Origin of the sequence: Actinoalloteichus sp. AHMU CJ021 (assembly GCF_002895405.1) — a bacterium.
GTDB classification, from domain to species: domain Bacteria; phylum Actinomycetota; class Actinomycetes; order Mycobacteriales; family Pseudonocardiaceae; genus Actinoalloteichus_B; species Actinoalloteichus_B caeruleus.
Genome location: NZ_CP025990.1, coordinates 6,771,502 through 6,796,959, shown reverse-complemented (window position 1 = coordinate 6,796,959; position 25,458 = coordinate 6,771,502). Strand labels below are relative to the sequence as shown.

The window sequence follows — 25,458 nt, the reverse complement described above, 5'->3', positions numbered from 1 at the left end:
CGAGGCGCGACAGCCGGATGCCCCCTCCGGAACCACCGCCGGCTCACTCGCGCAACCGCAACTGGAGCTCCGTGAACAGGCGTTGCCGCGCGTCCCCGAGATCGAGACCGCTCACCTCCTCCGCCCGCCGAATCCGGTACCGCAGCGTGTTCGGGTGCACGTGCAGCCGCCGCGCCGCCGCCCGGACATCCCCGAACGACTCCAGGTAGGCCACCACCGACCCCACCAACGAGCCGTTGTTCCTCTCGTCGTGCCGGCGCAGCGCCGTCACCCTCGGGTCCCGAATCGCCGGGTGCTCGGCCAGCAGGTCCACCGTCTCGCTGACCAGCACCTCCGCCCGCCAGTCCGCGATCGTCGCCACCCGCGCCGCCGTGTCCCCGGCCATCGCGTCCAACACCCGATCCGCCTGCCGACGCGAGTCCGCGGCACCCCCCAACTCCGGCACCACCGACCCCACCGCGGCCCGCACCACCAATCCGATACCCCGCGACGCCGAGATGATCTCCCGCGCCAACCCCACCACCGCCGCCTCCCCGGAACCGCTCAGCTCCGGGAGCAACGCGTAGGTGCGCGTACCCAACTGGCTGACCAGCGCCCCACGCCGGAACGCGGCGGCATGCATCGAGATCACGTTCCCCAACTGGTCCCGGCGCAACTCCAGCTCGGGCCGGTCCACCACCGCCCCCGGCGACTCCACCCGCGAGGCGAACGCGACCACCGCCGCCGGACGCCGGGAATCCACCCCCAACTGCCCGGCGGCAGCAGACGGGTCCAGGCGCCCGTTCAACAACCCGGCCAGCAGGTTCTCCCGCAGCCGCAACCCGGCCGAGGGCTCGTTGCGGTGCCGCACCAGCTGCAGGGCGGTCACCCGCGCCGCCCCCAACAAGGACCGCTCCGCGTGCTCGGTCAACGGCTCGTCACCCTCCTGCACCCAGATCGCGCCCAACGGCCGCCCACCCGCGTGCACCCCCACCGCGATCCGCCGCCGAATCCCCAGGTCCGGGCGTTCGTCGATCCGCACCACGTCCTCCCCCGACCGCAACCGCTGGTACACGCCCCACTCGCGCAGCATCTCCAGGTACGGCTCCGGCCCCTGGCGCCCCAGGATCGACAACCTCCGCAACTCGTCCACCTCACCGGAGGACCGCGAATAGGCCAACACCCGCGCCGCCGTGTCCTCGATGCTCACGATGCCGCCCGTCAGGTGAGCGACCGTCTGCGCCGTCGAGAACAGGTCACCCAACACCTCGCCCTCGTCGGCGTCCGCGCTGACCCGCGCCCGGCTCACCACCCCGCTCGCCAGGGACTCCACCTGCTCCCACCGGGCAGCCGGGCGCACCGCCAGCAACGCCACCCCCGCGTCGACCGCCGCCGCCCGCAACGCGTCCGACGCCCCCGACGACGTCACCTTCACCGCCACCGCCGCCGCCCCCCGTCGCGCCGCCGCCCGCACCGCCGGCAGAGCCGAGGCGTCCCGCGCCCCGATCAACAGGATCAGATCCCCCCGCTGGGTGTCCGGGGCGTCCTCCGGATCCAGGATCACCACCTCACCGATCACCACGTCCAACCCAGCGGGAGCGGCCACCAGCTCCACCAACGGGTCGTCCAAGGCCAGCAGCAGCTGCCGCAGCGACGCCCCCGGCGCCCCGGCGGCGGACACACCCCGCACCGTCACACCCGCCCCCTTCGTTCGATCGAACAAACTTCCACCACGAACACTAGCCAGTCGGCCAAGCCTTCCGCGCTGCCCCGGGCCTAAGGTCCGTCACATCGATCCACCCACCGCCGGAAGGAGCCGTCCTGTGGACGCCGTCACCAACGTTCCGACGCCGCAGAACGAACCTGTCCTCTCCTACGCGCCGGGCACCCCCGAGCGCGCGGAGCTGCAGGCGAAGCTGACCGAGCTGGCCGCCGAGCCCCGCGAGCTGACGCTCACCATCGGCGGTGAACAGCGGATGGGCGGTGGCCGGCGGATCGACGTCGTGCAGCCGCACAACCACCGCCACGTGCTCGGCACCCTCGGCAACGCCACCCAGCAGGACGCCACCGACGCCGTCGAGGCCGCCCGCCAGGCCGCCCCCGGCTGGCGCGCCCTCAGCTACGACGACCGCGCCGCCGTGCTGCTGCGCGCCGCCGACCTGCTCAGCGGCCCCTGGCGTTCCACCCTCAACGCCGCCACCATGCTCGGCCAGTCGAAGACCGCCATCCAGGCCGAGATCGACTCCGCCTGCGAGCTCGCCGACTTCTGGCGCTTCAACGTCCAGTACGGCCGGGACATCCTCACCGAGCAGCCCCGCAGCTCCGCCGGCGTGTGGAACCGGATGGACCACCGGCCGCTGGAGGGCTTCGTCTACGCGATCACGCCCTTCAACTTCACCGCCATCGCCGGCAACCTCCCCACCGCCCCCGCCCTGATGGGCAACACGGTCGTGTGGAAGCCCGCGCCCACCCAGAGCTTCGCCGCGCACCTCACCATGCGGTTGCTGGAGGCGGCCGGTCTCCCGCCGGGCGTCATCAACCTCGTCACCGGTGACGGCCTGGACGTCTCCGAGGTGGCCCTCGCCCAGCCCGACCTGGCCGGCATCCACTTCACCGGCTCCACCGCCACCTTCCAGCACCTGTGGGGCGCGGTCGGCGCCAACATCGCCAACTACCGCGGCTACCCGAGGATCGTCGGCGAGACCGGCGGCAAGGACTTCGTCCTCGCCCACCCCTCCGCCGACGTCGACACCCTCCGCACCGCCCTCGTCCGGGGAGCCTTCGAGTTCCAGGGCCAGAAGTGCTCCGCCGCCTCCCGCGCCTACATCCCCCGCTCGCTGTGGACCCGGCTCCGCGACGACCTCGTCGCGGAGGTCGAGGGCCTCACCATGGGTGACGTCACCGACCTGTCCAACTTCATGGGCGCCGTCATCGACGACCGTTCCTTCGCCAAGCTGTCCCGGGTGCTGGACATGGCCCGCACCGACCCGACGCTCGAGGTCATCGCCGGCGGCACCGCCGACGACAGCGAGGGCTACTTCGTGCGGCCGACCGTCCTCGTCGGCACCGACCCCGAGCACGAGGTGTTCCGCGACGAGTACTTCGGGCCGGTGCTCGCCGTGCACGTCTACGACGACGCCGACTTCGAGAAGGTCGTCCGCCAGATGGAGAGCGTGTCCCCCTACGCGCTCACCGGGGCCGTCATCGCCCAGGACCGGTCCGCCATCGCCTACGCCAGCGAGCAGCTGCGCTTCGCCGCCGGCAACTTCTACGTCAACGACAAGCCCACCGGCGCCGTCGTCGGCCAGCAGCCCTTCGGCGGGGCCCGGGCCTCGGGCACCAACGACAAGGCCGGCTCCGTGCTGAACCTGCTGCGCTGGACCAGCCCCCGCTCCCTCAAGGAGACGCTGGTGCCGCCGACGTCGAGCGGCTACCCGCACCAGGGCTGAGCATCACCGCGTGAGGAGAAACCCCATGTTGCGATCCATCCTGCTCGCGGCGGGCCGCTCGCCGCTCGCCAGAACCGTCGTCGAACGGACCCCGGCGACCAGGTACGTGGTCCGGCGCTTCGTCGCCGGCGACACCCTCGACGACGCCATCACCGCCACCACGGCGTTGGCCGACGACGGGTTGCGCATCACCCTCGACCACCTCGGCGAGGACACCACGGACCGGGAGCAGGCGGACGCGACGGTCGACGCCTACGTGCGACTGCTGGACCGGCTGCGGACGGCGAACCTGGCCCAGGCGGCCGAGGTGTCGCTCAAGCTGTCCGCCGTCGGCCAGTTCCTGGGATCGGACGGTCAGCGGATCGCCCTCGACAACGCCCGCCGGGTGTGCGAGGCCGCCGCTGCCGCCGGGACCACGGTCACCCTCGACATGGAGGACCACACCACCACCGACTCCACCCTCGAGGTCCTCCGCGAACTCCGGACGGACTGGCCGTGGGTCGGGGCGGTGCTCCAGGCGTACCTGCGGCGCACCGAGGCCGACTGCCGGGACCTCGCCGGCCCCGGCAGCCGGGTCCGGTTGTGCAAGGGCGCCTACAAGGAGCCGTCCTCGGTGGCGTTCCAGTCGCGGCACGAGGTGGACCGGGCCTACGTGCGGTGCCTCGACGTCCTGATGTCGGGGGAGGGCTACCCGATGGTGGCGACCCACGACCCCAGGCTCGTCGCCATCACAGCGAGGCTGGCCGGGGACAACAACCGGGCGCGGGACAGCTACGAGTACCAGATGCTCTACGGGATCCGTCCCGAGGAACAGCTCAGGCTGGCGGGGGAGGGCAACACCATGCGCGTGTACCTGCCCTACGGCGACGAGTGGTACGGCTACTTCATGCGCAGGCTGGCCGAGCGGCCCGCGAACGTGGGCTTCTTCCTGCGGGCACTCGCCACGAAGAGCTGACCACCCCTGACCTGCGGTGCGTCGCCGTGACCAGCCTGGCGGCGCACCGCAACACCACCCGTGTCCCCGAACGCCCGCGCGGGGACACGGCCCGTCGGCCCGGTCCACCACTCCGGTGGGCCGGGCCGAGGTCCACCCAGGCCCGCCCCGCATGCGCGCCGGGCGGTGCGCCAGGGCCTGCGCGCGCCGGGTGGTCACCAGGTGCGGGGCAGGGGCGACGGTGCGGAGGAGGGGCCCCGGCGCTCACGGGGCGCTGTGCTCGGGAGGTCCATGCCGGGGCGGCGGTAACATCAACCGGTGTCCTTCGGTAGCGGTGTCCCCGCAGCCGTGCGCTCGGTGCAACGGCATCCGATCAGCCGCCTCCCTCGAGCGCGGATCGGAAGCGTCACGCGACACACCGGTGCTCTCCTAAGCGAATCCCGGGCGTGTTGTCCGATATGTCTGTCTCATGGTGGCGTGGTGTCGCCTCTAGACTGGAAACCCGCTGCTCGCGCAGCGTTGCACCGGCCCTCCAGGGCCGGTGAGGATCGCAACGGGGTCGGTGTCCCGGCAGGCGGCGCCGGCGACCCAGTTGCACCGGCCCTCCAGGGCCGGTGAGGATCGCAACCGGCCGCGAGGGCCGACACCATCGAGACGATGTAGGGTTGCACCGGCCCTCCAGGGCCGGTGAGGATCGCAACACGCGGGCCGCCGCAGGGGGATGACATCCGCACCGGTTGCACCGGCCCTCCAGGGCCGGTGAGGATCGCAACATCCCGTCGCCCTGGCCGTCTCCGATCAGGCGGGGGTTGCACCGGCCCTCCAGGGCCGGTGAGGATCGCAACCCGACGCCGCGTCTCGCGATGGCGACGCTGGACCCGTTGCACCGGCCCTCCAGGGCCGGTGAGGATCGCAACCAGCTCCAGGAGGCCGCCGGCGATGTCCGTCACGCGCAGTTGCACCGGCCCTCCAGGGCCGGTGAGGATCGCAACGTCCGCGCAATTGGGATCAACCAGACCCAGTTCCGGGACGAGTTGCACCGGCCCTCCAGGGCCGGTGAGGATCGCAACCCTGGTTATCGGCGCGTGCGGGCGCTGAGCTCGGGTTGCACCGGCCCTCCAGGGCCGGTGAGGATCGCAACCTGTGTGTCCCGTCGGGAACGTGCCCCCTGCCCAAGGCGTTGCACCGGCCCTCCAGGGCCGGTGAGGATCGCAACCTCCCACATGGGGTCCGGCACGAACCCGGCTCACTCGTTGCACCGGCCCTCCAGGGCCGGTGAGGATCGCAACGCCGGACTCACGGGAGACGTCGCCTCTAAAGTCAAGGTGGTTGCACCGGCCCTCCAGGGCCGGTGAGGATCGCAACGCGGTGGTCCCGCGCCGGGTGGCGCGGGCAGCGTGTCGTTGCACCGGCCCTCCGGGGCCGGTGAGGATCGCAACGCCGCGAACCCGAACTCGTACGGCACGAAGTACGTGGTTGCACCGGCCCTCCGGGGCCGGTGAGGATCGCAACGACCGCACCGACCGGTGGGGGCGAGACCAGCTCGCGGGTTGCACCGGCCCTCCGGGGCCGGTGAGGATCGCAACGCCGTCCTCGTACACGCCGACCACGATGGGATCGCAGGTTGCACCGGCCCTCCGGGGCCGGTGAGGATCGCAACGGAAGACACCCCGCTAATAGCGCGAAAGCGAATTGTTGCACCGGCCCTCCGGGGCCGGTGAGGATCGCAACGCCGTCCTCGTACACGCCGACCACGATGGGATCGCAGGTTGCACCGGCCCTCCGGGGCCGGTGAGGATCGCAACGGAAGACACCCCGCTAATAGCGCGAAAGCGAATTGTTGCACCGGCCCTCCGGGGCCGGTGAGGATCGCAACGCCGTCCTCGTACACGCCGACCACGATGGGATCGCAGGTTGCACCGGCCCTCCGGGGCCGGTGAGGATCGCAACGGAAGACACCCCGCTAATAGCGCGAAAGCGAATTGTTGCACCGGCCCTCCGGGGCCGGTGAGGATCGCAACTCGTCAGGGATGTCGCCCGGTGGATCGTACGGAGGTTGCACCGGCCCTCCGGGGCCGGTGAGGATCGCAACACCCCGAGCTCGATCGTCGCCCCGGCGCCCATCCCGGCAGTTGCACCGGCCCTCCAGGGCCGGTGAGGATCGCAACTCGTCTACCGAGGGCGGGGCGGAGATCTCCCGCCAGAGTTGCACCGGCCCTCCAGGGCCGGTGAGGATCGCAACCTAAGGTGGCGACATGCCACCCGTTGAGAGAGAGCTCGTTGCACCGGCCCTCCAGGGCCGGTGAGGATCGCAACGCCGCCCGCTACCGGGCGGCGCACGACGCCAGCCGCGAGTTGCACCGGCCCTCTGGGGCCGGTGAGGATCGCAACGACCCTGCGAAGCCGATCATCACGACGTCTGAGGTGGTTGCACCGGCCCTCCAGGGCCGGTGAGGATCGCAACGCCTGAACCGGTGCGTCCTCTGGGACACCTAGCGCCGTTGCACCGGCCCTCCGGGGCGGTGAGGATCTGTAGAACTGAGCATGTCCGTCACGATCATGGAGGCCTAGGGGAGTGCGCTGTTCAGGACGATCTCGCGAAAGGTGTCGTCCTTCAATCGCAGCGCGCGGCGCCGTCCGCCTCGATCTCCTCCACCTCCTCGTCCCCGTGGTTCTGCTCGTCGACCTCGAGGAACGTGTTCAGCTGAAGCAGTACACGGGGGGCTGACGGGTCCAGTTGCCCGTACGCGCGGGCGTGGTTGATGCCGATCGAGTTCCGTTCTCCGGTCGCCGGGTCGATTCCGACCGAGGTGAGCTCGTCGTCGAGGAGTTCGCAGGGGTCCAGACCTCCCAGGGTTGCGCTTGCCGAGGAGGAACCAGTTCCGCTGCTCGGTGTGGACGCCCCGCCCGTCGCGGAGGCGTCCGTTTCGGACGTCCCCGACTGGTCGCCGTTGGTGGTGAGGGTGGCGTGACCGGCCGACTCCCGGACGCAGCCGCTGATCGTGACGAGCGCCGCCAGCAGTGGACCTACCAGGACCCGGCCGCAGCGTCTGGAGGCTCCCATGCCGGTTGGTCTCCCTTCTGGTTCGGGACCGCGGCGTTCTCCTCGTCCGTCCCGACCGTCGAGTGCGCGCAGGCCCGTACCGCGGCGGCGACCTCGCGAAGCGACCGCACGTGGAGCACGAGTTTTTTCCTGGCGAGGGGGTGCCGGTGGCCGCAGCGCGGTCCTGCCGTTCCATCGTCCTGGCGGGGCGGACGTCACTCGACCCCAGAGCTACCCGCTCGAGGTCCTCGAAGAGCGTCAGCCTGCGTTCGGCGCGGTCCGCGATGGCATCCAGCTTGGTGGACATGGCCTCGGCGCTGTCCGCATTGGGGGTGACGCGGCCGCGGCCGCGGCGGGGGTGAACGCCGCGATCGTCCCGCCGAGTGCGGGCGGGGGTTGCGTCGAGTTCGCGGGTGAGCCAGGTGCTGCGTCCTGCGATCCCGTCGTGCCGTGCCCACCTCGTGGCTTAATCGATCAGCGCGAGGCTGTGGTCAACGACACGGGGGTTGGTCACTGGTGTGGAGTGCGGGGATGTGCGCACCACCGGAGGAGCACGACTCCTGACAGTGTCGTGTGAGGACGGTGCTGTCGAACCGCGGGTTTCTGGTTGCCGCCGGTCGGCGTCTTCGGGGATGCCGGGGGAAGGCGCCTCGGCCCGGGTGCTGGCGCGCTGACGCGAACGGAGCGCGGACTGGCCAACACCCGGGTGGGGCGGGGAGTCAGTCGTTGACGACGGCGAGGGCGTCGATCTCCACGAGCATCTCCTCGCGGGGCAGCCCGGTGAACACGGTCGTCCGCGCGGGCAGCACGCCACTGGGCACCCGGGCGGTGACGAACTCGCCGTACGCCTCGTTCATGGTGGCGAAGTCGTCGCGGGTGGTGAGGTAGACGCGCAGCATGATGACGTCCTCGAAGCTCGCGCCGCCCGCCGCGAGGATGGCCGCCACGTTCTCCAGGGTGCGGATCGTCTGCGCGTGGACGTCACCCTGGAAGACGTACTCGTTGCTGGTCGGGTCGACCGGGCCCTGACCGGACACCTGGAGCAACGGTCCCTTGCGGACCCCCTGGGAAAAGGTGTGCGCGGGGGCCGGGGCGGCGTCGGTGCGGATCGCGGTCTTGCTCTGGGCAGCCATCGAGCTGACCCCTCTCTCAACGGGCCGAGGTGGATCTCGGCGGTGCGGTGCCGCCGTACCCGCAGTCGCGGGAGATCGCGGCGGCGGTGGACAGCAGGTCCGGGAGGAGTTCCAGGACCTGTTCGTAGCTGAGCACGACGGTGGGCACGGACACGGACACCGCGGCGGCCACCCGACCGCTGGCGTCCCGTACGGGCGCGCCGACGCAGTTGATGAACGACTCGTGTTCGGCCTGGTCCACCGCGTATCCCTGGTTGGCGACCCGGTCGAGCTCGGCCAGCAGGGTGGGGGCGTCGGTGATGGTCTGGTCGGTGAACCGGACGAAGTCGATGCCGTCGACGACCCCGCGCCGTTTCGCGGGCGGCATGTCGGCGAGCAGCACCTTGGACACGGCGGCGCAGTTCAGGGGGGCGCGCAGGCCGATCCTCGAGTACATCCGCACCGGGTGGCGGGAGTCGTACTTGTCGACGTAGATGACCTCGCCCGCCTCGTAGACGGCGAGGTGCACGGTCTGCCCGGTGCGCTGGTTCAGCTCTGCGAGGTGGGGGGAGGCGATGTTCCGCACCTCCCGTTGCTCGAGGGCGAGGCTGGACAGCGCGAAGAGCCGGGATCCGAGGTGGTACCGGTGGGCGTCGTCGCGGAAGACGAAGCGTTCGCTCTCCAGGGTCCGCAGCAGCCGCAACACGGTCGTCTTGTGCACGCCCAACCGTTCAGCGAGGTCGTCCAGCGACTGCTCCCGTTCGCCGAGGTCGATCAGAATGCTCAGCGCCCTGGCCAGACTCTGGCTCACGCTCCCACCTCCTGGTCCGGGCGTGGTCGACGCGTTCGTCGCCCGCCTCCTGGTTCCGCCGTCACGACGCTACCGGCGGGGTGTCGACGCCCAGCCGGCTCACCCTGGTCCGCGCCCATTCGTCATCGGCGCGGGCCAGGAGCGCGGTGATGGTCGCGGGGGAGGGGGGAACGCCGTGGTCGCCGGGCACGGCCAACGCGCGGGCGGCGCACAGGTGCCCGAGGCGGAGGCGGTGCGCCACCGGCAGGTCCCGGAGGGTGCCGGCGAGGTAGCCGGCGGCGAAGGCGTCACCCGCTCCCACGGGTTCCACCACCTCGACGTCGAGGGCGGGCACGACGACCTCGGCGCCGGTCCGGTCCACGGCGATCGCGTCGTGCGCGTCGTTCTTCACGACCAGCATGTCGGGGTTCGGGAGGAGTTCGCGGAGGCGGGCGGGGGACGAGCTGCCCAGCACCTCGGCGGCCTCGTCGGCTCCGAGGAGGACGACGTCGGCGAGCGCGCAGAGGCGTCCGAGCACGGCGGGGTCGCGTCCGTGCCAGAGGCCGGGGCGCCAGTTCAGGTCGAAGCTGACGGTGGTGGACGGCCTGGGCCTGGAGAGCAGGTGCCACAGCAGGTCGGTGGCGGAGTCGGAGATCCCGGCGGTGATGCCGGTGACGTGGACCAGGTCGGCCCGGTCCAGCAGGTCGCGCGCCGGCCCGCCGGAGACCAGGTCCGGGGACATCGCGGAGGCCGCTGACGCGGCACGGTAGTAGTGCATGCGGCTGCGTCCGGCGGGGAGGTCCCCGGTTCCGTCGCCGGTCTCCTTGACGTAGAGGCCGGTCGGGCGGAGCGGGTCGATCTCGACGGCGGAAACGTCCACCCCGCGGTCGGCGATGTCCGCCCGCAGGTACCGACCGAATCCGTCGTCGCCCAGGCGGGACACCCAGGAGGTGTCGACGCCGAGTCCGGCGAGCGCACCGGCCACGTTCGACTCGGCGCCGCCGGCATAGCGCCGGAACTCCTCGGCGTGTTCCAGCGGTCCGGTCCGGTGCGGCACCAGCACCACCATCGACTCGCCGACGCACACGGCTCGCGGCGGGCGCTGGGCTGGCAGGGGCATGAACGCTCCTTGGTCGAGGTCGGCGCGGTGCTGCGGCCGGTCGTGCGTGCTACCGCCAGGTGGCGGCGTGTTCCTGGTCCGTCCCGGCCAGTCCGGGTGCCGTGGTCCGCCATTGACCCCGGCGCGGTCGAATGCTACAACCTCCCAATCGAAATACGCAATAAGCGTTGCGTATGACGCAATGCAGGTGGTGGGGTCGTTCCCGGCTCTCGACGGAACCCACGGCGACCGCGCCACCACCCGGCCAACACCCCGACATCGCCGTCACCCGGCCGACCACCGGTGGCTCGCCAGCACAAGGAGCAACACGATGACCGCCAGGGAACCCCGCGTCTCCCCGGGCTCGTCACCACCCGAGGCCCACCCCGCCGTGGAAGCCCTCGCGACTGACCGCGCCCTCGTCGTCGTCCGAGCCAGCACTCTCCCGGACGCCGCCGAGCTCACGGCGGCACTCACCGCCGGCGGCCTGCGCATCGTCGAGTTCACCTTCACCACCCCCGACCTGCCCCGCCACCTCCGCCGCGCCTCGGACACCTCGGCGGAGACCGGGGCCATCGTCGGGGCCGGCACCGTCCGCACCGCGGACCAGGCCAGGGCCGCCGCCGACGCCGGAGCCCGCTTCCTCGTCACCCCGGGCCTCCAGCCCGAGGTCGCCGAGGCGGCCCACGACCTCGGCCTCCCCGTCCTGCTCGGCGCGCTCACCCCCAGCGAGGTGCTCACCGCCCAGGACCTCGGAGCCGCCGCCGTCAAGGTCTTCCCCGCGAACCGGCTCGGCCCCCGCTACCTCCGCGACCTCGCCGGCCCCCTGCCCACCACCCCGCTGGTGCCCTCCGGGGGTGTCACCGCGCGCGACGCCGCCGCGTACCTGGCAGCCGGCGCGTTCGCCGTCGCCGCCGGCACCGACGTCGCCCCCGCCGAGGCCATCGCCGCCGGCGACTGGCCCGCCCTCACCCGCCGCGCCGCCGAGTTCGTCCGGGCGCTCCGCGCTCGACCCGCGACGCCGGACCACCCGACCCCCGAGGCGGTCGCCTGACCGACCCCACCCGACACCGCGCCGTCCCCGACCAGCCAACCCCCGAACCGCCCGCACCACCAACACACCGCCGTGTTCCCGGCGGCGGACCAGGAGGAGCCATGACTGACGTCGTCGACCTCGTGTCGCAGCTGATCCGCATCCCCAGCGTCAACCCGAGGGGACGCGCCGAACCCGCCGAAACACCGCTCGCCGAGTTCGTCGCCGACTGGGCCCGACGGCACGGCATGACCGCCGACCTCCACGAGGTCCTCGACGGCCGGTACAACGTCGTCGTCACCGTCCCCGGCGACAGCGCGGACACGATCCTGCTGGAGACCCACCTCGACACCGTCGAGACCGAGGGCATGACCGTGCCCCCGTTCGAACCCACCATCCGCGACGGCCTCCTCTACGGACGGGGCTCCTGCGACGCCAAGGGGCCCCTCGCGGTGTTCCTCACCGCCATGGCAGAACTCGCCGCCGGCGGCCCCCGACCCCACACCGTCACCCTCGCCGGCGTCGTCGACGAGGAACACATCTACCGGGGCGTCCTCGCACTGCGAGACCAGGGCATCAACCCGGTCGGCGCCGTCATCGGCGAACCCACCTCGCTGCGCATGGTCACCGCCCACAAGGGCTGCATGCGCTGCCGGATCACCGCTCGCGGGCCCGGCGGCCACAGTTCCGAACCGTGGGGCAAGACCAACCCGATCACCACCGCCGCCCGCATCGTGGACTACCTCGCCGACGAGTACGCCCCGGCCCTCGACGCCAAGGCCCGTCCCCTGGTGGGACCGCCCTCCCTCGCCGTCACCATGATCGACGGCGGTTCCGGCCCCAACGTCCTGCCCGAGAGCACCACCCTGACCATCGACCGCCGCACCGTCGCCGGCGAGGACCCCCACCAGGTGTGGGGAGAACTCCGCGACGAACTCCTCCGCCGCTGGCCCGAGGGCGTCGACGTCGCCGAACCCCACATCGTCGACTACGCCCTGGAAACAGACCCCGAGGACCCGTTCGTCCGCTCCGTCGCGTCCGTGCTGGCCGGGGCAGGGCACAACCCGGAGGCCAAGGGCGTGGGACACGGCACCGACGCGTCCAAGATCGCCCTCGACGGCGTGCCCTGCGTCGTCTTCGGCCCCGGCGCGATCGCCCAGGCGCACACGCCGGCGGAGTTCGTGCCCTTGGACGAACTCCACGCTGCCCGCAAGGTGGTGGGAGAGCTGCTCCGCAGCCCGGTCCTCGACACAAAGGGAGCGCAGGCACGATGACGGACAACACCGGAACCACCCGCACCCCCACCACCCCCGCACGCCCGGACCCCGGGTTCATCGACGACGGCGCGATCGGCTGGCGGTTCAAGGGGCTGCCCCCGGCGGCCGCGCACCAGACCCTCGCCCAACTGGGTGACTCCGGACGCCGGATCTTCGACGGGGACTTCGGCTTCCCCCTGCTCGTGCTGCGGGACTCCGCGCTGCGCCACAACGCGGAACTGATGGCCCTCTTCGCCGCCGACCGGGGCATGTCGCTGGCGCCCCACCTGAAGACGTCCGCCTCCCCGCAGGTGGCCGACTACGCGCTCCGCGCCGGAGCGTGGGGCGTCACCGTGGCCAACCCGTTCCAGGCCCGGGTGTTCATGGCCGCCGGTCACGACCGCATCCTGCTGGCCAACCAGCTCGTCGACCGGGCCTTCGCCGTCGAGGCGGCCCAGTGGCTCGGGGAGGACCCGGAACGGCGCTTCTCCTGCTACGTGGACTCCCCGGCCGGCGTCGCCGTGCTGGCCGACGCCCTCGCCGACCAGGACCCCAACCGCCCCCTGCCCGTTCTCGTGGAGGTCGGCCACGAAGGCGGACGCGGCGGCTGCCGGGACACCGCCGCCCTGGCCGCCACGATCGACGCCGTGCGCGCCAACCCCACGCTCGCCCTGGCCGGCGTATCCGGGTACGAGGGGTCGGTCAGCCACTCGCGGGGCAGCGAAGGCCTGCGCGCCGTGCGCGACTACCTCAGCTGGGTGCGGGCCGCCATGGACACCGTCCTCGCGCACCGCGACCCCCGGCTCCCCGAATACGTGGTCTCCGCTGGCGGCAGCCTCTACTTCGACCTGGTCGGCGAGGAACTCGCCACCGGGTGGCCCGCCGACGTCCCCGTCCGCGTGATCGCCCGGCCCGGTGCCTACCTCACCCACGACCAGGGCCTCTACCACGCACTGTCCCCACTCGACGGCTCGGGCTCCGACCCGGCCGAGGTGGCCAGGCTCGCCCCCGCCATCGAGGTGTGGGCACCGGTGCTCACCAGGCCCACCCCCGACCAGGTCATCCTCGGAGCCGGCCGACGGGAGCTGAACTACGACGAAGGGCTCCCACTCCCCATCGAGGCCAGGGACCACCGGGGCGGGTCACCCCGCCCCACCACGGGATGGCAGGTCACCGCGCTCAACGACCAGCACGCCTTCCTCACCGTCCCACCGGACGCCGACCTCGGGCCCTCCGACCTGGTGCGCCTGGGCATCTCCCATCCGTGCACCGCCCACGACCGCTGGCTCTCCGCGGTCATCGCCGCCGACGACGACACCGTCGTCTCGGTGGCCCGCTGCTACTTCTGACCAGCAGCGCTCGTCCACGCCGCCCGGCCCGTGTCACACGAACCCCGCGGCCCGCGCCACCCAGAAGGACAACCGCCATGACCGCCCCCACCTCCACCGAGGCCTCCACCGAGAAGAGATCACGAACCCGGTTCGCGATCCTCGCCTCGAACTTCATGATCCTGATGCTCAACTACGCGGACCGGGCCGTCATCGGCGTGGCCGCCCCGCTGATCATCACCGAGTTCGGCTTCTCCAACGCCGCGTTCGGCTGGATCCTGGCCGCCTTCGCCTTCACCTACTCGCCGTTCGGCTTCATCGGCGGGTGGCTGGCCGACAAGTTCGGCCCGGCCAAGGTGATGGGGTGGGCAGCCATCGCCTGGTCGGTGTTCACCGCGCTGACCGCGGCCGGCGTCGGCTTCGTCAGCCTCCTCATCATCCGGTTGCTGTTCGGAGCCGGTGAAGGGCCCCAGGCCACGGTCACCGCGAAGGTCATGCACAACTGGTTCCCGAAGAAGAAACTGGGCACGGCGGTCGGCATCGCCAACGCCGCCACCCCGTTGGGTGGGGCGATCGGCACCCCGGTCGTCGTGGCGATCATGGACGCCACCCAGGGCAACTGGCGGCTGCCCTTCATCATCTTCGGTGTCCTGGGTGTCCTCTTCGCCATCGGCTGGTTCGTCGTCGTCCGCGACACCCCCGAGCAGCATCCCTGGGTGTCGAAGGGCGAACTGGCGCACATCCGCCAGGACGCCGCCCCGGCCGCCGAGGACGACGCCGACGCCGACGCGAACGCGGAACCGTGGTGGCGCTACCTGACGCTGCCGGCGGTGTGGACGACGGCGGTGGCGTTCTTCGGGTACGCCTGGATCCTGTGGACGTTCCTCAACTGGTTCCCCACGTACCTGGTGAACGAGCGGGGCATCGACCTCAGCGATCTCGCCGTCACCGGCGCCATCCCCTGGGTGGGCGGGTGCATCGGCCTGGCGCTGGGGGGCGCGTTCACCGACTGGTTGGTGCGGCGCACCGGCAAGTCGGTGGCCCCCCGGCGTTGGACCGTCGTGATCTGCCTGGCCGCCACCGGCCTGCTGTTCGGCTCGATCGGCACGGTCAGCGGCACGGGCAGCGCGGTCGCGCTGATGACGGTCGTGGTGTTCCTGCTGTACTTCACCGGCGCCCAGTACTGGCTCATCGTGGGTGAGGCGGTGCCCGGCTCGCGGTACGGCTCGGTGTCGGGCGCCATGCAGATGTTCGCCACGACCGCGTCGATCATCGCGCCGATGATCACCGGGTACCTGGTGGACTCGTCCCTCGGCTGGACGGGCACCTTCACGGTCGCCGCCGTGGTGGCCCTGACCGGTGCGCTGCTGCTGGCGTTCTTCGGCCGGGTCCGCACCCCGGACACCCGCCAGGCTGGCCAGCCGGCGAGCTGAGCTGAGCGAGTGGAGGAGCGGTGGGGCCGACGCCCAGCAGGGTGTCGGCCGCACCATTCGGTCGTTGAGCCCAACGTCCCTGATTCCCGGTTCCCGCCACGTTGAACGCCCTCGGTGCGGAGTACCACAGTGTCGTGACGCTGCGAGGTGACCGTTCGCGCGCCGTGGGCAGCCTCCGCCTGTGAACTCAACCAGGCCGGAGCATCCTGTGGACCCAGCCAGGCCGGAGCACTCGGCGGAGCGGTATGTCCCTGGGTGCTCCGGCTGGCGTGGCGTACCGGGCTCACTCCGTGATGGTGTCCAGGTGGGGGATTCCGGCGGCGCGTTGGGCCGCTACCTGCGCGGCCACCTCGGCGGGGCTGAGGATCTCGTCCTTCGCGTGGTACACCCAGTCGACCTCCTGCTCGTAGGTCCGGCTCGCCGAACTCCCCACGAAGCCCTCCGGGATGAACCATTGGTTGAAGTCGATGCTCATCCGGCTGGCCGGGTAGTTCGGGCCGCCGTGCTCGGCGACGAGCTGACCGTCCAGGTAGTAGCGGATCGTCCGGGTACCGCCGTCGGCCTGCACCACCAGGTCGTGCCAGCCCTCCAGCGATCCTGGGCGGACGGTCGACTCGTTGCGCGCGTCCCACGGATCGGGCCGGTAGGTGTCCCAGCTGGTCAGGAACAGCGCCGAGGACGGCTGCCCCCAGCCGCCGTTGGGCAGGTACTCGAAGTCCAGTTCCCCGTACTCCGGGTCGTAGTCCCAGCGCAGGGGAGTGATGGTGTAGAAGGTCTGGAGGACCTGGTCGCCGTCGGGGCCGCTCACCGGGGTGTCGGTGAACCGCACCCTGGCCGCGTAGGTGCCGTGGTGGAAACGGCGTTGGGTGTTGATCTGCGCCTGGGAGGTGCCGGCCACCGTGCCGTCGGTCGTCGCCTCCAGCCGCAACACCGCCCCCGCCCCCTCCGACCGGAAGCTGATGTTGGCGGCCGACCAGGTGTCACCGCCGATACCGGGACCTCCCGGGTAGTTCCGCACGCTCCAGCCGCGTTCCCGCAGGCGCGGGTCGGTGTGGCTCGTGTAGTCGAAGTCGTCGAAGAGCACCTGGGTGGGGGCCTCAGCTGCTTCCGCCCCGGCTGTCGCGGTGCCGCCGAGAGCGGGGAGGAGGCCCACGGGCAGGGCGACCGCGCCGGCGAGAGCGACCAGTGCGGGGAGGTGACGACGGCGGGCTGACCGTCCTGTTCCAAGGGGCATTCCACGCTCCTGTCTTCCACGCGACCGCTTCGACCTGCGGGGTGGCTACCGCCGACGGCGTCCGACCCCGTACGAGGCCCCATGCCGCTCGGCAGGTCGTTCCGTCGTCGGCCGCTGACCAACCGGCACCTGGTGGGTGCCGGCGGACTACTGGTACCGCACCGACGGCCGTGACCGGGGACACCGGGGAGGGAGAGCGAGCGTCTGGCCGGCCGGCGGTGTGGGCGCGGTGCCGCCTGTGTGAAGGGTGCTTCGTCCTGCTCACCGGCAGGTCGAGGGTCTGCGCGACCCAGGACGGGCAGTGTTGACAGTCGACTAGGTGCCTCGCGAGCTGTCCAGGAGGCTGTCCGCCGCGCTACGGCGAACGGCGCAGGCGAGGACGAGCCCCGTTGATGGCGGTTCCCGCCGGGGCGGGTCGGCGGGGAGGTGGGTTCGTACTGCCGCCGTCGGACGCGATGCGGTGACGGCCCTGCCCCGTTCGACCGCGAGGGGATCAGGGAGCTGATCCGGGGCAGGCCGATCACCGTCGTGATGGTGGATCAGCCGCCGTGTCGACGGTACGTGGGCGACGGTCACGACGGGGTGCCCGTACGCCGCGAGCAGGGCCGGTCCGGGGAGTGACCGGCGTGCTGTCGCCGTTCGGCGGAGGCGCGGCGGCCCTCTGGCGTGCGGTCCCCGCCGCAGGACGCGCCAGCGGGGTGGTTCGGCGTTGGTGGCGCCGAGAACTCCTCGCTCGTCCCCTCCGGTTAGCGGTCCGGGTGCGGCACTTCCGTGCTGTGCGGAACGCACCTCGATCCGCTCGGCGCGCGGGAGCTCGTGTGGCGCGGGGCGCGGTGGGGGTCCGGGCGCGTCCGCTGGCGACGAAGCGCGCCGCCAACAGGCCCCGGCAACGCGGAGCTTCACCGCTCGCCCAGGGCCGGTCGCCAGCCCGCGTGAAGGAAACTCGTCGGTAGAGCGGTGGGCCGGGAGTGCGCCGTCCCGCCACCCGGGACGGCTTCCCATGCCCCGCCGTCCCCGGGGCCTCCCGGATCTCGACGTCCGCTCCCTCCCAGGCTGGGGATTCCGGGGCAGCTCCTGGAACCCGGGCGGCGCACGGGCCAGTCCGGCGGCGTTGGCCACGCCACCCGCCGCTCAGCCCGTCGAACCAGCTGGTTCCCGCACCCGGACGACCTGGCTGAGCAGGGCGAGCACCGGCAGTTCCAGCAGCGGCCCCACCACCAGCGCCACGGCGATCAACGGGCGGTCCGGGAACGCGGCAACCGCCACGGCCAACGCGATCGGCGAGTTGCGGGCCGTGGTGGTCATCGTCAACGTCACCCGTTGGTCGGCGGGCAGGCGCAGCGCACGTCCGGTCCCCACGGCCAGCAGCGGCGTGACGACGAAGAAGACCAGCAGGGGGATCAGCAGGGCGAGCAGCGCGGACCCGTGTTCGACGACGGTGCGCGCCTGCCAGGCGAACATCGCGAACACGGCCACGCAGAGCAGGGGCAGCACCAACGCTCCCGCCGGGCCGTCCAACACGCGGTCGCGCCACGCCGGTCCGCGCCACCGGCCGGTGCCCCAGCGGAGCCCCAGGCCCAACGCGAGCGGGACGACCAGGACGACGAGGACGGCCTCGACCAGGGTCCCCGCGTCCACCATGGCGGCCGGCCCGCCCAGCAGCACCACGTACACGGGGAGCAGTACCAGTTGGAGCACGAGGTTCACCGGCAGCAGCGCGGCGGCGAGACCCAGGTGACCCCGGGCCAGTGAGGTGAAGACCAGGTACCAGTCGGTGCAGGGGGTGACGAGCAGCAGCAACAGGCCTATCCGCAGGTCCGGCGCGTCTCCCAGCAGCCCCGACCCCAGAGCCCACGCCAGCAGCGGTGTCCAGACGAAGTTGAGGACCAGGCTGGTCGTGACGACCGCCCCAGCCCGGCGGAACGCCCCGACCTGGGCGGCGTCGAGTCGCGCGAAGACGCAGACGAGCATCAGCAGTAGCGCCGGCAGCACCAGGTGCTCCAGCACCGCGCCCACGGGCCAGGCCACGCCCACCGCGAGGCCACCGCCGGCGGCCGCCGCCACCAGGACGCTCTGCAGGCGCTCCCAGCGGGACATCAGGAACACCCGCCCGTTCGCTCCGGCCCGCCGGTGGGTCCAGCGGCGGGTCCGGCGGGCGACACGTCCACCGCGTCGACCCCGCGCGGCTGGAGGAGCGGGGCACGGCGGTGCGGTGAGTGGCGGTGCGGGGAGTGGCGGTGCGGCCGACCGGCTGCCGCACCGCTCGTCGTGGGCCTGTCCGGGGAGGCGTGCCGGTGGCCGGGAGCGGCCGCGCTCGACGGCGACATCGGTGTGGTGGGCACGCGTCGCGGCACCCCGGCCCGGGCGGAGTCGCGCCGGGTGCGGGTCCCGCCTCCGGAGGTGGTGGCGGGCCACCAGAGCGGCACGTGGGATCGGGAGGCGGCGGCCGGGTGAGCTGCGACGACGCGGCCCTGGCGACAGGACGAGGACACCCGTTCACGCTAGTGAGCGGCGGGCTTCACCCTCGTCGCGGGGACGAGGTCGCGAGATCCAGCTCACCCCTTCGGGTGATAAGATCCGCCGACTCGCCTCGCATGGTCAGTGTGGAACCGTGACGCCCTCACGGACGCGAAACATCGACGTCCCGTGTCGTGAGGGAAACCCCTGGATCGCTCACAGGCGAGGGTACCGCCCCCGGTGGCGCGATGGTGATCACCGAGACTGGCCCGCGAGGAGTGGCGACCCACTGACCTGGGAGACGGACCCGGCACCGGTGAGCGGAAAGACCGAGAATCGAGACGCGCCCTGATGCAGCCGCCGCACGACGAGCGGGCCGGCACACGGCCCGAACCCGACGGTGACTTCCTCCTCCAAGCACGCGGACCGAACGTGCTGATCCGGATGGCAGGAGACCGGGACGAGGAGGAACAGCGGTTCCTGCGGGAGCTGCCCGCCGTCACCGACAACACCATCGTGGTCGTGGCCCCGTCCGTCCTCCGGACGGGGAACCTGTGGCCGCTGCTGTGGGAGGCCTGCCGGTTCGGCCTCCCGGAGTCGCGGGGGCCCGGCCACCAGCTGTGGCTCGCCGTCCCCGAACTGGGGGACGTCGAGGGGCCTCACGCCCGCTGGGCCGCCGAGCTCAGCTCCGCGTTCCGGGTGGACATCGTCGCACCCGAGGCCGATGTGGAGTGGGTCGCTGGTGGACACCTCTACGCGGGAGGCGCCGCCGGCGAGTCGGGTTGGCGGTTCTTCCGTGGCCGTCAGCCCACGTTCCGGTTCGCGGTGCGGTGGCGCCGCCCCTACTGGGAGGCGCTCGTCCCGCCGGGCCCGACCACCACCGACGAACTCCAGGCTGACCCGATCCCCGCTGGCCTCTACGTCCGGTCCCGCTCCGGGCAGCCGCTCCCCGAACACGCGGGCCGGCAGGTCCGCCTGTCGGACGCCGCGCCCCGGGTGGTGCTGGACCTGGCTGGTGGACTGCCCAGCCCGGAGGAGACGGCCGTCCTGGTCGACCGGCTGCCCCCGGGGTTGCGGCGGTACCTGACCGTCGTGCCCGTCAACGGTGTCCGGCCGCTGTCCGACTGGGCGAGTCGCCTCGCCGCGCTGCTCGACCACGACGTGGTGCTGCCCAGCGTCTCCCTGATCCGTGGCCGCGACGGCAGCTGGCGCCCAGCCGCCCTGCCCGACCTCGCGGATCTCGACGCCCACGACCAGCTGAGCCTGCGCTGCCACCCCCCGCTGGGCAGGCCGCGAGTGGTGGAACGGCTGGCGGTGTCGGATCTCCTCGTCGATCCCGAGGTGGAGGTTCCGGCGGAGACGGACTGCCCGGGCGCCAACGAGCAGACCGTCGTGCTGCCCGTGGTGGGCGCGCCCGCCGCCCCTCGGTTCGCGCCGGGGGGGACAGCGCCCGTCCTGGGTGGGGCCGCCTCGGATGGCGGGGCCGCCGGGGACGCCGAGTGGGCGGACGGGGAGTCCGACCAGGAGGACGCGTCGGGCGCTGCCGGGGCGTCGGGACCGGGCACCCCCGCCGGCGAACCGCACCCGGACGACGAGGCGTCGCCGGCACGAGCTGCGGTCGCGGAGGAGGAAGGGGTGACACCGCGCCCCGCCGTCGTCCCCTCCGGGGACGACGAGGCGAACCTCCCGCGAGGAACCACGTCCCCGGAGCTGGGGGCGGCTCCGCCGCCAGAGGCCGAGGAGGCTGACGGCGGGATGCCCGGCGCCGAGGGCGGAGCCTCCGGCAGCGGGCAGCCACCTCGCGCCGAGGAATCCGCCGGACGGGAGGAGAGTCCCCATCCCGGCGCCGCCCCCCTCGGCCGGGAGGAGTCCCGCGACGACTCGGCCCCAACCGGGGCGGCCACCTCCGAGGCGGCCTGGACGGCGCCGGAGGACGGGCGGGCAGGAGGTGGCGACCCGGTCCCGTCCGAGGAGCGAGCCGCCACGGACACCGCACCGGCGGAGCCCCCGTCCGAGCAGGACGGTCCCGGCGACGTCCCGCCGCGACCGTCCCCCACCGAACCCACCTGGTCCGCCGAGCCGACGCCGGCGACCGACGGGGCAGCAGCCGACGCCGGCGTCGGGGTCGATGACGAGCACCCCGGCCACCGGCCGACCTCGGCCCCCCTGTGGTGGGTGCGGCATGACCCGGAGCATCCCGCCCGCAACGACCGACCGGTGGCGCCGGCCGCGACGATGGCTCCGCCGCCCGGCACCGACCACGTGTCGAACGGTGCACCACGGCCAGGTGGGATCGCGAACCGGCCGGTGACGGAGTCGCGCGACGGCGCGACCCGGCCCGGTGATCCCGAGGTCGACCCCCGAGAACCGGTCACCGGGCACACCGCTCCCGCCACCGACGAGGTCGACGCCGCCACCGAGCCGGCCACGGACCGGCGCCTCCGACACGGGGGAACACCGACGCCCACCGGGACCCGGGATGAGCCGTCCACCTCGGACGTCGAGGCTGGCCCGGTGCGGGTGGACGCGCGGCCCGCCGCCCCCGGCCACGAAGGCACTTCCCCGGCCCGCCCCTCCGAGGGGCGGTCGACCCCCGAGGGGGCCGACGACCCCTCGACGCCTCCCGCCGCCGGACCGGCGGACACCCCGCCAGCGCGAGCCGACGAGGCCCCGGCCGGCGACGCGGACCAGGACCGCGCCCTGACCCGGGAGCCGGCGGCGGGCGAACCGGACCGCGGCGCCCACCCCGGCACGGAGGCGACCACCGCCGCCCGTGACCGGGTTCCCGGCACTCACCGCGCCGGGGACGGCCCGGACGGAGGCGAGCCGCGCGACCGGCGGCAGGCGGATGGCGACCGCTCGGTGGGCCCCGCCGCCGACCTCCCCGCGCTTCCGCCCACCGAACCCCGGCCGGTGGATCATTCGACCGTCGACGCGGCGGCTTCCCCCACCCCTTCCTCCGACTCCGACTCCGACTCCGACTCTCACCTCGACCGCGCGACCTGGGCCACGGACCGCGAGGCGGAGGTGTCGCCGGAATCCCCCGGCCCCGTCGCCGGCGGGGGCTCCGAGGCCGCCGCGACCCCCGACGGCGGGGCGCGGGAGGACGGCGGTGAGGCGGAGCCACGCGCGGTCGACCAGCCGGGGACGCGTCCCGCCGACATCGACGAGCACCCCCGGCCCGAGGTGGCGGGCGACGTCACGGGTGCGACCGACGAGACCGCGATCCCGCCCGAAGCCCCGTCCCCCGGGCACCTCGACGCCCACGGTGGCCCTCGGGAGGACCACCAGGACCCGGGGGCGGCGCCGGTCGCCGGTGCGCCACCGGCTCCACCCGCCGACGGGGGCATCGCCCACCCGACCGCCGTTCCGGAGGACCAGCCCCCGGTGCCCGAGGCGGACGCTGGCGGCGCCGACGCGCCACCCGCCCCGGTGGAGGCGGCCCCGCCCGTCGAACCCGCCGTCGTCCCCCTCGTCCCCGTTCGGCCGGCCACGGTCGCGGAACCGAAGCCAGCCGACCTCACGACCCCGCCGGCCGGCCGGCACCGGCCGGCGGACCCACCGCCGGAGGCGCGGGACGTCCCACCGCCCCCTGCGGAACCTCCGGCGGCGGCTCCCCGCGAGCCGGCCCCCCACCCCACCCCACCGCCCGGCCCGACGACGTCCTCGACCCCGGGCCGATGGGACCTCACCTTCTACGCCGAGGAGCCACCGCCCAGCGAGACCAGCCCCGCCACGGAACAGCCCTCGACCGTCGAGCAAACCCCGACCGTCGACGCGACCGAGGGCCCTGTTGGCGAACCAGCGGCTCCGGGGGCCGAATCCGAGGACCCTGCCACCGAACCGGCCGGAACGGAGGGCGCGCCGTCCACTGAGGACACCGACGACCCGGAGCCCGCGCCAGGGGATGAGGGGGACCGTTCGGGGTCCGAGGAGGACACCGGTGAGGAGGACCCCAACGGGGAGGCGGCTGTCGGGTGGGTGCCGCCGGACCACCGGAGCACCGAAGCGGAACGAGCCGCGCTCGCCAGGCTCGTCGGCGAGGACTACGAGAACGCGTTGGCCACCGTCAACGCGGCCCTGGCCATGTCACCGGTCCTGCGCGGCGCGGGCGGGGAGTCCGCGAAGGCCGACTTCGTGGCCGTGTGCCTGTACCTGGCCCACGAGGGGTACGGGGGCCGGGTCCTGAACGAGGCCCTGCGATCGGACGGCGGTCGCGGCTGGCGCGATCTCGTCGCCTGCCTGACCTCGGGCCTCCGCCGGCTTCCCGTCCACCGCGGCGCGACCTTCCAACAGGCACACCTCCCCGACGACGGGGACCGGCTCCGGGAGGTGTGCCCACCGGCGGAGGTGCTGGACGAACCGGGTTTCCTCAGCGCCACGGCGGCGCACGACCTGAACACCCCCGACGCCACCGTCGACCTGCTCATCTGGTCCACCACCGGCCGCCGGGTCGGGATGCTGGGGGCCGGCGGCCTACCCGAGGAGGTGGTGTTCTTCTCCCACAGCCGGTTCAAGGTGCTCGACGTCGTGGGCGGGGCCGCCACCCGGCCCGCCGTGCTCGCCAGGGAGCTGCGGGCCAACGAGACCAGCCTGGGCATCGGTCTGGACGAGGTCGACGCCCAGGTGCTGGCGCGGCTGCGGCGGGCGTTAGGCCGTCGGCAGCGCGCCACGCCGCGCGAGTTGTCCGAGGAGGAGACGTTCGGCCGGTGGGCCGCGCCCTTCGGCCTGACCGGGTCGGCCATGCCCTCGTCCTCCTCGACCACCACCGCCACCGCCACCGCGACCGCCGGCTCCGCCGACTGACCGGGTACCACCGAACCGGAGATCTGAGATGAACAGGCGTCCTGACGCCGGGGCCCGCGCTTCCCGTGCCCGCAGGGGAGCCCTGCTCGCCGTCGCGGTGCTGCTCTGCCCGCAGCTCGCCGTGGGAACCGCGAGCGCCCAGGAGGTGCCCCCGGTACCCACCGTCGACTCCGGCTGCCTGCCCCCGCCCGCGATGGTCGAGGAGTCTGTGCCCTGGGCGCAGCGCCGGATGCTGCCCCGGCGGGTCTGGGAACTGACGCGGGGCGAGGGAGTGACGGTGGCGGTGATCGACTCCGGGGTCGACGGCGCCGTCCCCCAGCTCGAGGGCGTGGTGCTGCCTGGCGTCGACCTGGTCAACGGGGGCGGGGGGTCGGCCGACGACGACTGCTACGGGCACGGGACCTTCGTCGCCGGCATCATCGCCGCCCAGCCCGCGGAGGGCACCGGGTTCGCCGGAATCGCCCCGGGTGCGCGCATCCTCCCGTTGCGCAACGCCAACAGCCAGAACGACGGGTCCGCGCCGGTGATGGCCCAGGCCATCCATCGGGCGGTCGACGAGGGCGCGGGCGTCATCAACATCTCGGCGAGCACGACCTACCCGAACGAGGAGCTGCGCGCGGCGGTGGAGCGGGCCACCACCTCCGACGTGCTCGTCGTCGCCTCCGCCGCCAACAACGCCCAGGAGGGCAACCCCACCTCCTACCCGGCCGCGTATCCGGGCGTGCTCGCGGTGGGCGCGATCGACGCCCAGGGCGAGCGGGGCGAGTTCTCGCAGACGGGCGAGTTCGTCAGCCTTGTCGCTCCCGGCGTCGACGTGGTGAGCCTGGGCCCCGGCGGCCCCGGGCACTGGCAGGGCAGCGGGACGAGCTACGCGGCGCCCTTCGTCAGCGGGGTGGCCGCGCTGGTGCGGTCGCGGTACCCGGAGTTGACCGCGAGCCAGGTCGCCCACCGGCTCCGGGTCACCGCGGACCCGCCCCCGGCCGAACGCCCGGACCCCGCCCTGGGCTGGGGCGTGGTGAACCCGTACGCGGCCGTCACCGCCGTGGTGCCCTCGGAACTGGAGGAGCAGCCGAGCCCGGCGCGGCAGCCGACGATCTCCCACCCGGTGATCCCCGAGGACGACCCGATCCCCCGCATCGTCGCCACCCTCACGGTGGCCTCCGCCGCCGTCCTCGCGTTCGTCGGTGTCCTGGCCGGCGTGTTCGGTCCGCCGGGATGGCGCCGGCGGTGGCGCCGGAGCCGTGTCGCCGTCGTCGCCGGTGCGGACGAGGCGGGCGCGAACTCCTCGGTCGAGCCCCCGGGCGGTCCCGACGGCGGACCGTCGGACCCCGACGGGGGCGACCAGCCGGACGGCGCGGTCAGGGAGGGGAACCCCCGGGCCGTCACCCCCGCCGGGGGTGCGGTCGGCCGGCGCGGCCGGCCCCCCGCCGCCGAGGTGCCCTGAGCGGGGGCCGAGAGCGGACGTCCCCGTCCCGGTGTCGACACCGGCGTTGGGAGGACCCGAT

Annotated in this window: 15 protein-coding genes and 1 CRISPR repeat array; of the genes, 8 read left to right on the top strand and 7 right to left on the bottom strand. The window is 73.2% G+C overall.

Translation table 11 applies throughout. The features are described from left to right. Nucleotides 1-43: 43 nt before the first annotated feature. Entirely contained in the window at nt 44-1,675 is a 1,632-nt protein-coding gene (locus tag C1701_RS26865) for a PucR family transcriptional regulator (protein WP_035292967.1), read from the bottom strand. A gap of 127 nt (nt 1,676-1,802) precedes the next feature. Between C1701_RS26865 and pruA the strand changes: the two genes are divergently transcribed. After that, nucleotides 1,803-3,428 carry an L-glutamate gamma-semialdehyde dehydrogenase gene (pruA, locus tag C1701_RS26860; protein WP_026420290.1) on the top strand — a complete coding sequence of 542 codons (1,626 nt, stop codon included), beginning with the start codon at nt 1,803-1,805 and terminating at the stop codon, nt 3,426-3,428. Nucleotides 3,429-3,453: 25 nt separating this feature from the next. After that, the gene (locus C1701_RS26855) at nt 3,454-4,383 is read left to right on the top strand and encodes a proline dehydrogenase family protein (RefSeq protein WP_026420291.1); all 930 of its coding nucleotides are present in this window, start codon (nt 3,454-3,456) and stop codon (nt 4,381-4,383) included. Nucleotides 4,384-4,880: 497 nt separating this feature from the next. Then, a CRISPR array of direct repeats spans nt 4,881-6,826; the repeat unit is 37 nt; unit sequence GTTGCACCGGCCCTCCGGGGCCGGTGAGGATCGCAAC. Between the two features lie 150 nt (nt 6,827-6,976). Here C1701_RS26855 and C1701_RS26850 read toward each other — a convergent pair. The 4 genes from C1701_RS26850 to C1701_RS26835 all read right to left on the bottom strand — a co-directional run bounded on the left by C1701_RS26850 (nt 6,977) and on the right by C1701_RS26835 (nt 10,427). Further along, nucleotides 6,977-7,426 (bottom strand): hypothetical protein, encoded by a 450-nt coding sequence (locus tag C1701_RS26850; RefSeq protein WP_103056903.1) that lies wholly within the window; start codon nt 7,424-7,426, stop codon nt 6,977-6,979. A 698-nt stretch (nt 7,427-8,124) separates the two neighbouring features. Beyond that, nucleotides 8,125-8,538 carry a RidA family protein gene (locus C1701_RS26845; protein ID WP_030107328.1) on the bottom strand — a complete coding sequence of 138 codons (414 nt, stop codon included), beginning with the start codon at nt 8,536-8,538 and terminating at the stop codon, nt 8,125-8,127. Between the two features lie 16 nt (nt 8,539-8,554). After that, entirely contained in the window at nt 8,555-9,328 is a 774-nt protein-coding gene (locus C1701_RS26840) for an IclR family transcriptional regulator (protein WP_035276098.1), read from the bottom strand. A gap of 61 nt (nt 9,329-9,389) precedes the next feature. Further along, nucleotides 9,390-10,427, bottom strand: coding sequence for a sugar kinase (locus C1701_RS26835; RefSeq protein WP_103056902.1), 1,038 nt, complete (start codon nt 10,425-10,427; stop codon nt 9,390-9,392). A gap of 310 nt (nt 10,428-10,737) precedes the next feature. Here C1701_RS26835 and C1701_RS26830 point away from each other — a divergent pair, with 310 nt between their 5' ends. The 4 genes from C1701_RS26830 (at nt 10,738) to C1701_RS26815 (ending at nt 15,456) form a co-directional block, all read left to right on the top strand. Continuing rightward, nucleotides 10,738-11,460, top strand: a complete 723-nt coding sequence (locus C1701_RS26830; protein ID WP_103056901.1) for a bifunctional 4-hydroxy-2-oxoglutarate aldolase/2-dehydro-3-deoxy-phosphogluconate aldolase — start codon at nt 10,738-10,740, stop codon at nt 11,458-11,460. 101 nt (nt 11,461-11,561) lie between these two features. After that, nucleotides 11,562-12,713, top strand: a complete 1,152-nt coding sequence (locus tag C1701_RS26825; protein ID WP_051314304.1) for a M20 family metallopeptidase — start codon at nt 11,562-11,564, stop codon at nt 12,711-12,713. Next, entirely contained in the window at nt 12,710-14,044 is a 1,335-nt protein-coding gene (locus C1701_RS26820) for an alanine racemase (protein WP_103056900.1), read from the top strand. Before C1701_RS26825 ends, C1701_RS26820 begins: the two co-directional genes overlap by 4 nt. Nucleotides 14,045-14,121: 77 nt before the next feature. Further along, entirely contained in the window at nt 14,122-15,456 is a 1,335-nt protein-coding gene (locus C1701_RS26815; protein ID WP_103056899.1) for an MFS transporter, read from the top strand. Between the two features lie 283 nt (nt 15,457-15,739). Here the strand turns inward: C1701_RS26815 and C1701_RS26810 are convergent, their stop codons facing one another. Both C1701_RS26810 and C1701_RS26805 read right to left on the bottom strand, forming a co-directional pair. After that, a complete protein-coding gene (locus tag C1701_RS26810; protein ID WP_026420296.1) occupies nt 15,740-16,690 on the bottom strand; it encodes a glycoside hydrolase family 16 protein in 951 nt (316 codons plus the stop codon). Between the two features lie 1,131 nt (nt 16,691-17,821). Beyond that, entirely contained in the window at nt 17,822-18,787 is a 966-nt protein-coding gene (locus C1701_RS26805) for an arsenic resistance protein (RefSeq protein ID WP_103057202.1), read from the bottom strand. 711 nt (nt 18,788-19,498) lie between these two features. Here C1701_RS26805 and C1701_RS26795 point away from each other — a divergent pair. Both C1701_RS26795 and mycP read left to right on the top strand, forming a co-directional pair. After that, nucleotides 19,499-23,953, top strand: coding sequence for a hypothetical protein (locus tag C1701_RS26795; RefSeq protein ID WP_103056898.1), 4,455 nt, complete (start codon nt 19,499-19,501; stop codon nt 23,951-23,953). Nucleotides 23,954-23,981: 28 nt separating this feature from the next. After that, nucleotides 23,982-25,397 carry a type VII secretion-associated serine protease mycosin gene (gene mycP / locus C1701_RS28060; protein ID WP_026420300.1) on the top strand — a complete coding sequence of 472 codons (1,416 nt, stop codon included), beginning with the start codon at nt 23,982-23,984 and terminating at the stop codon, nt 25,395-25,397. Nucleotides 25,398-25,458 lie beyond the last annotated feature (61 nt).

Coding starts and splice junctions, on each gene's coding strand:
- C1701_RS26805 (WP_103057202.1), bottom strand. CDS start 18,787: ATGTCCCGCTGGGAGCGCCTGCAGAGCGTCCTGGTGGCGGCGGCCGCC.
- C1701_RS26830 (WP_103056901.1), top strand. CDS start 10,738: ATGACCGCCAGGGAACCCCGCGTCTCCCCGGGCTCGTCACCACCCGAG.
- C1701_RS26850 (WP_103056903.1), bottom strand. CDS start 7,426: ATGGGAGCCTCCAGACGCTGCGGCCGGGTCCTGGTAGGTCCACTGCTG.
- C1701_RS26835 (WP_103056902.1), bottom strand. CDS start 10,427: ATGCCCCTGCCAGCCCAGCGCCCGCCGCGAGCCGTGTGCGTCGGCGAG.
- C1701_RS26810 (WP_026420296.1), bottom strand. CDS start 16,690: ATGCCCCTTGGAACAGGACGGTCAGCCCGCCGTCGTCACCTCCCCGCA.
- C1701_RS26825 (WP_051314304.1), top strand. CDS start 11,562: ATGACTGACGTCGTCGACCTCGTGTCGCAGCTGATCCGCATCCCCAGC.
- C1701_RS26795 (WP_103056898.1), top strand. CDS start 19,499: ATGCAGCCGCCGCACGACGAGCGGGCCGGCACACGGCCCGAACCCGAC.
- mycP (WP_026420300.1), top strand. CDS start 23,982: ATGAACAGGCGTCCTGACGCCGGGGCCCGCGCTTCCCGTGCCCGCAGG.
- C1701_RS26855 (WP_026420291.1), top strand. CDS start 3,454: ATGTTGCGATCCATCCTGCTCGCGGCGGGCCGCTCGCCGCTCGCCAGA.
- C1701_RS26845 (WP_030107328.1), bottom strand. CDS start 8,538: ATGGCTGCCCAGAGCAAGACCGCGATCCGCACCGACGCCGCCCCGGCC.
- C1701_RS26815 (WP_103056899.1), top strand. CDS start 14,122: ATGACCGCCCCCACCTCCACCGAGGCCTCCACCGAGAAGAGATCACGA.
- C1701_RS26820 (WP_103056900.1), top strand. CDS start 12,710: ATGACGGACAACACCGGAACCACCCGCACCCCCACCACCCCCGCACGC.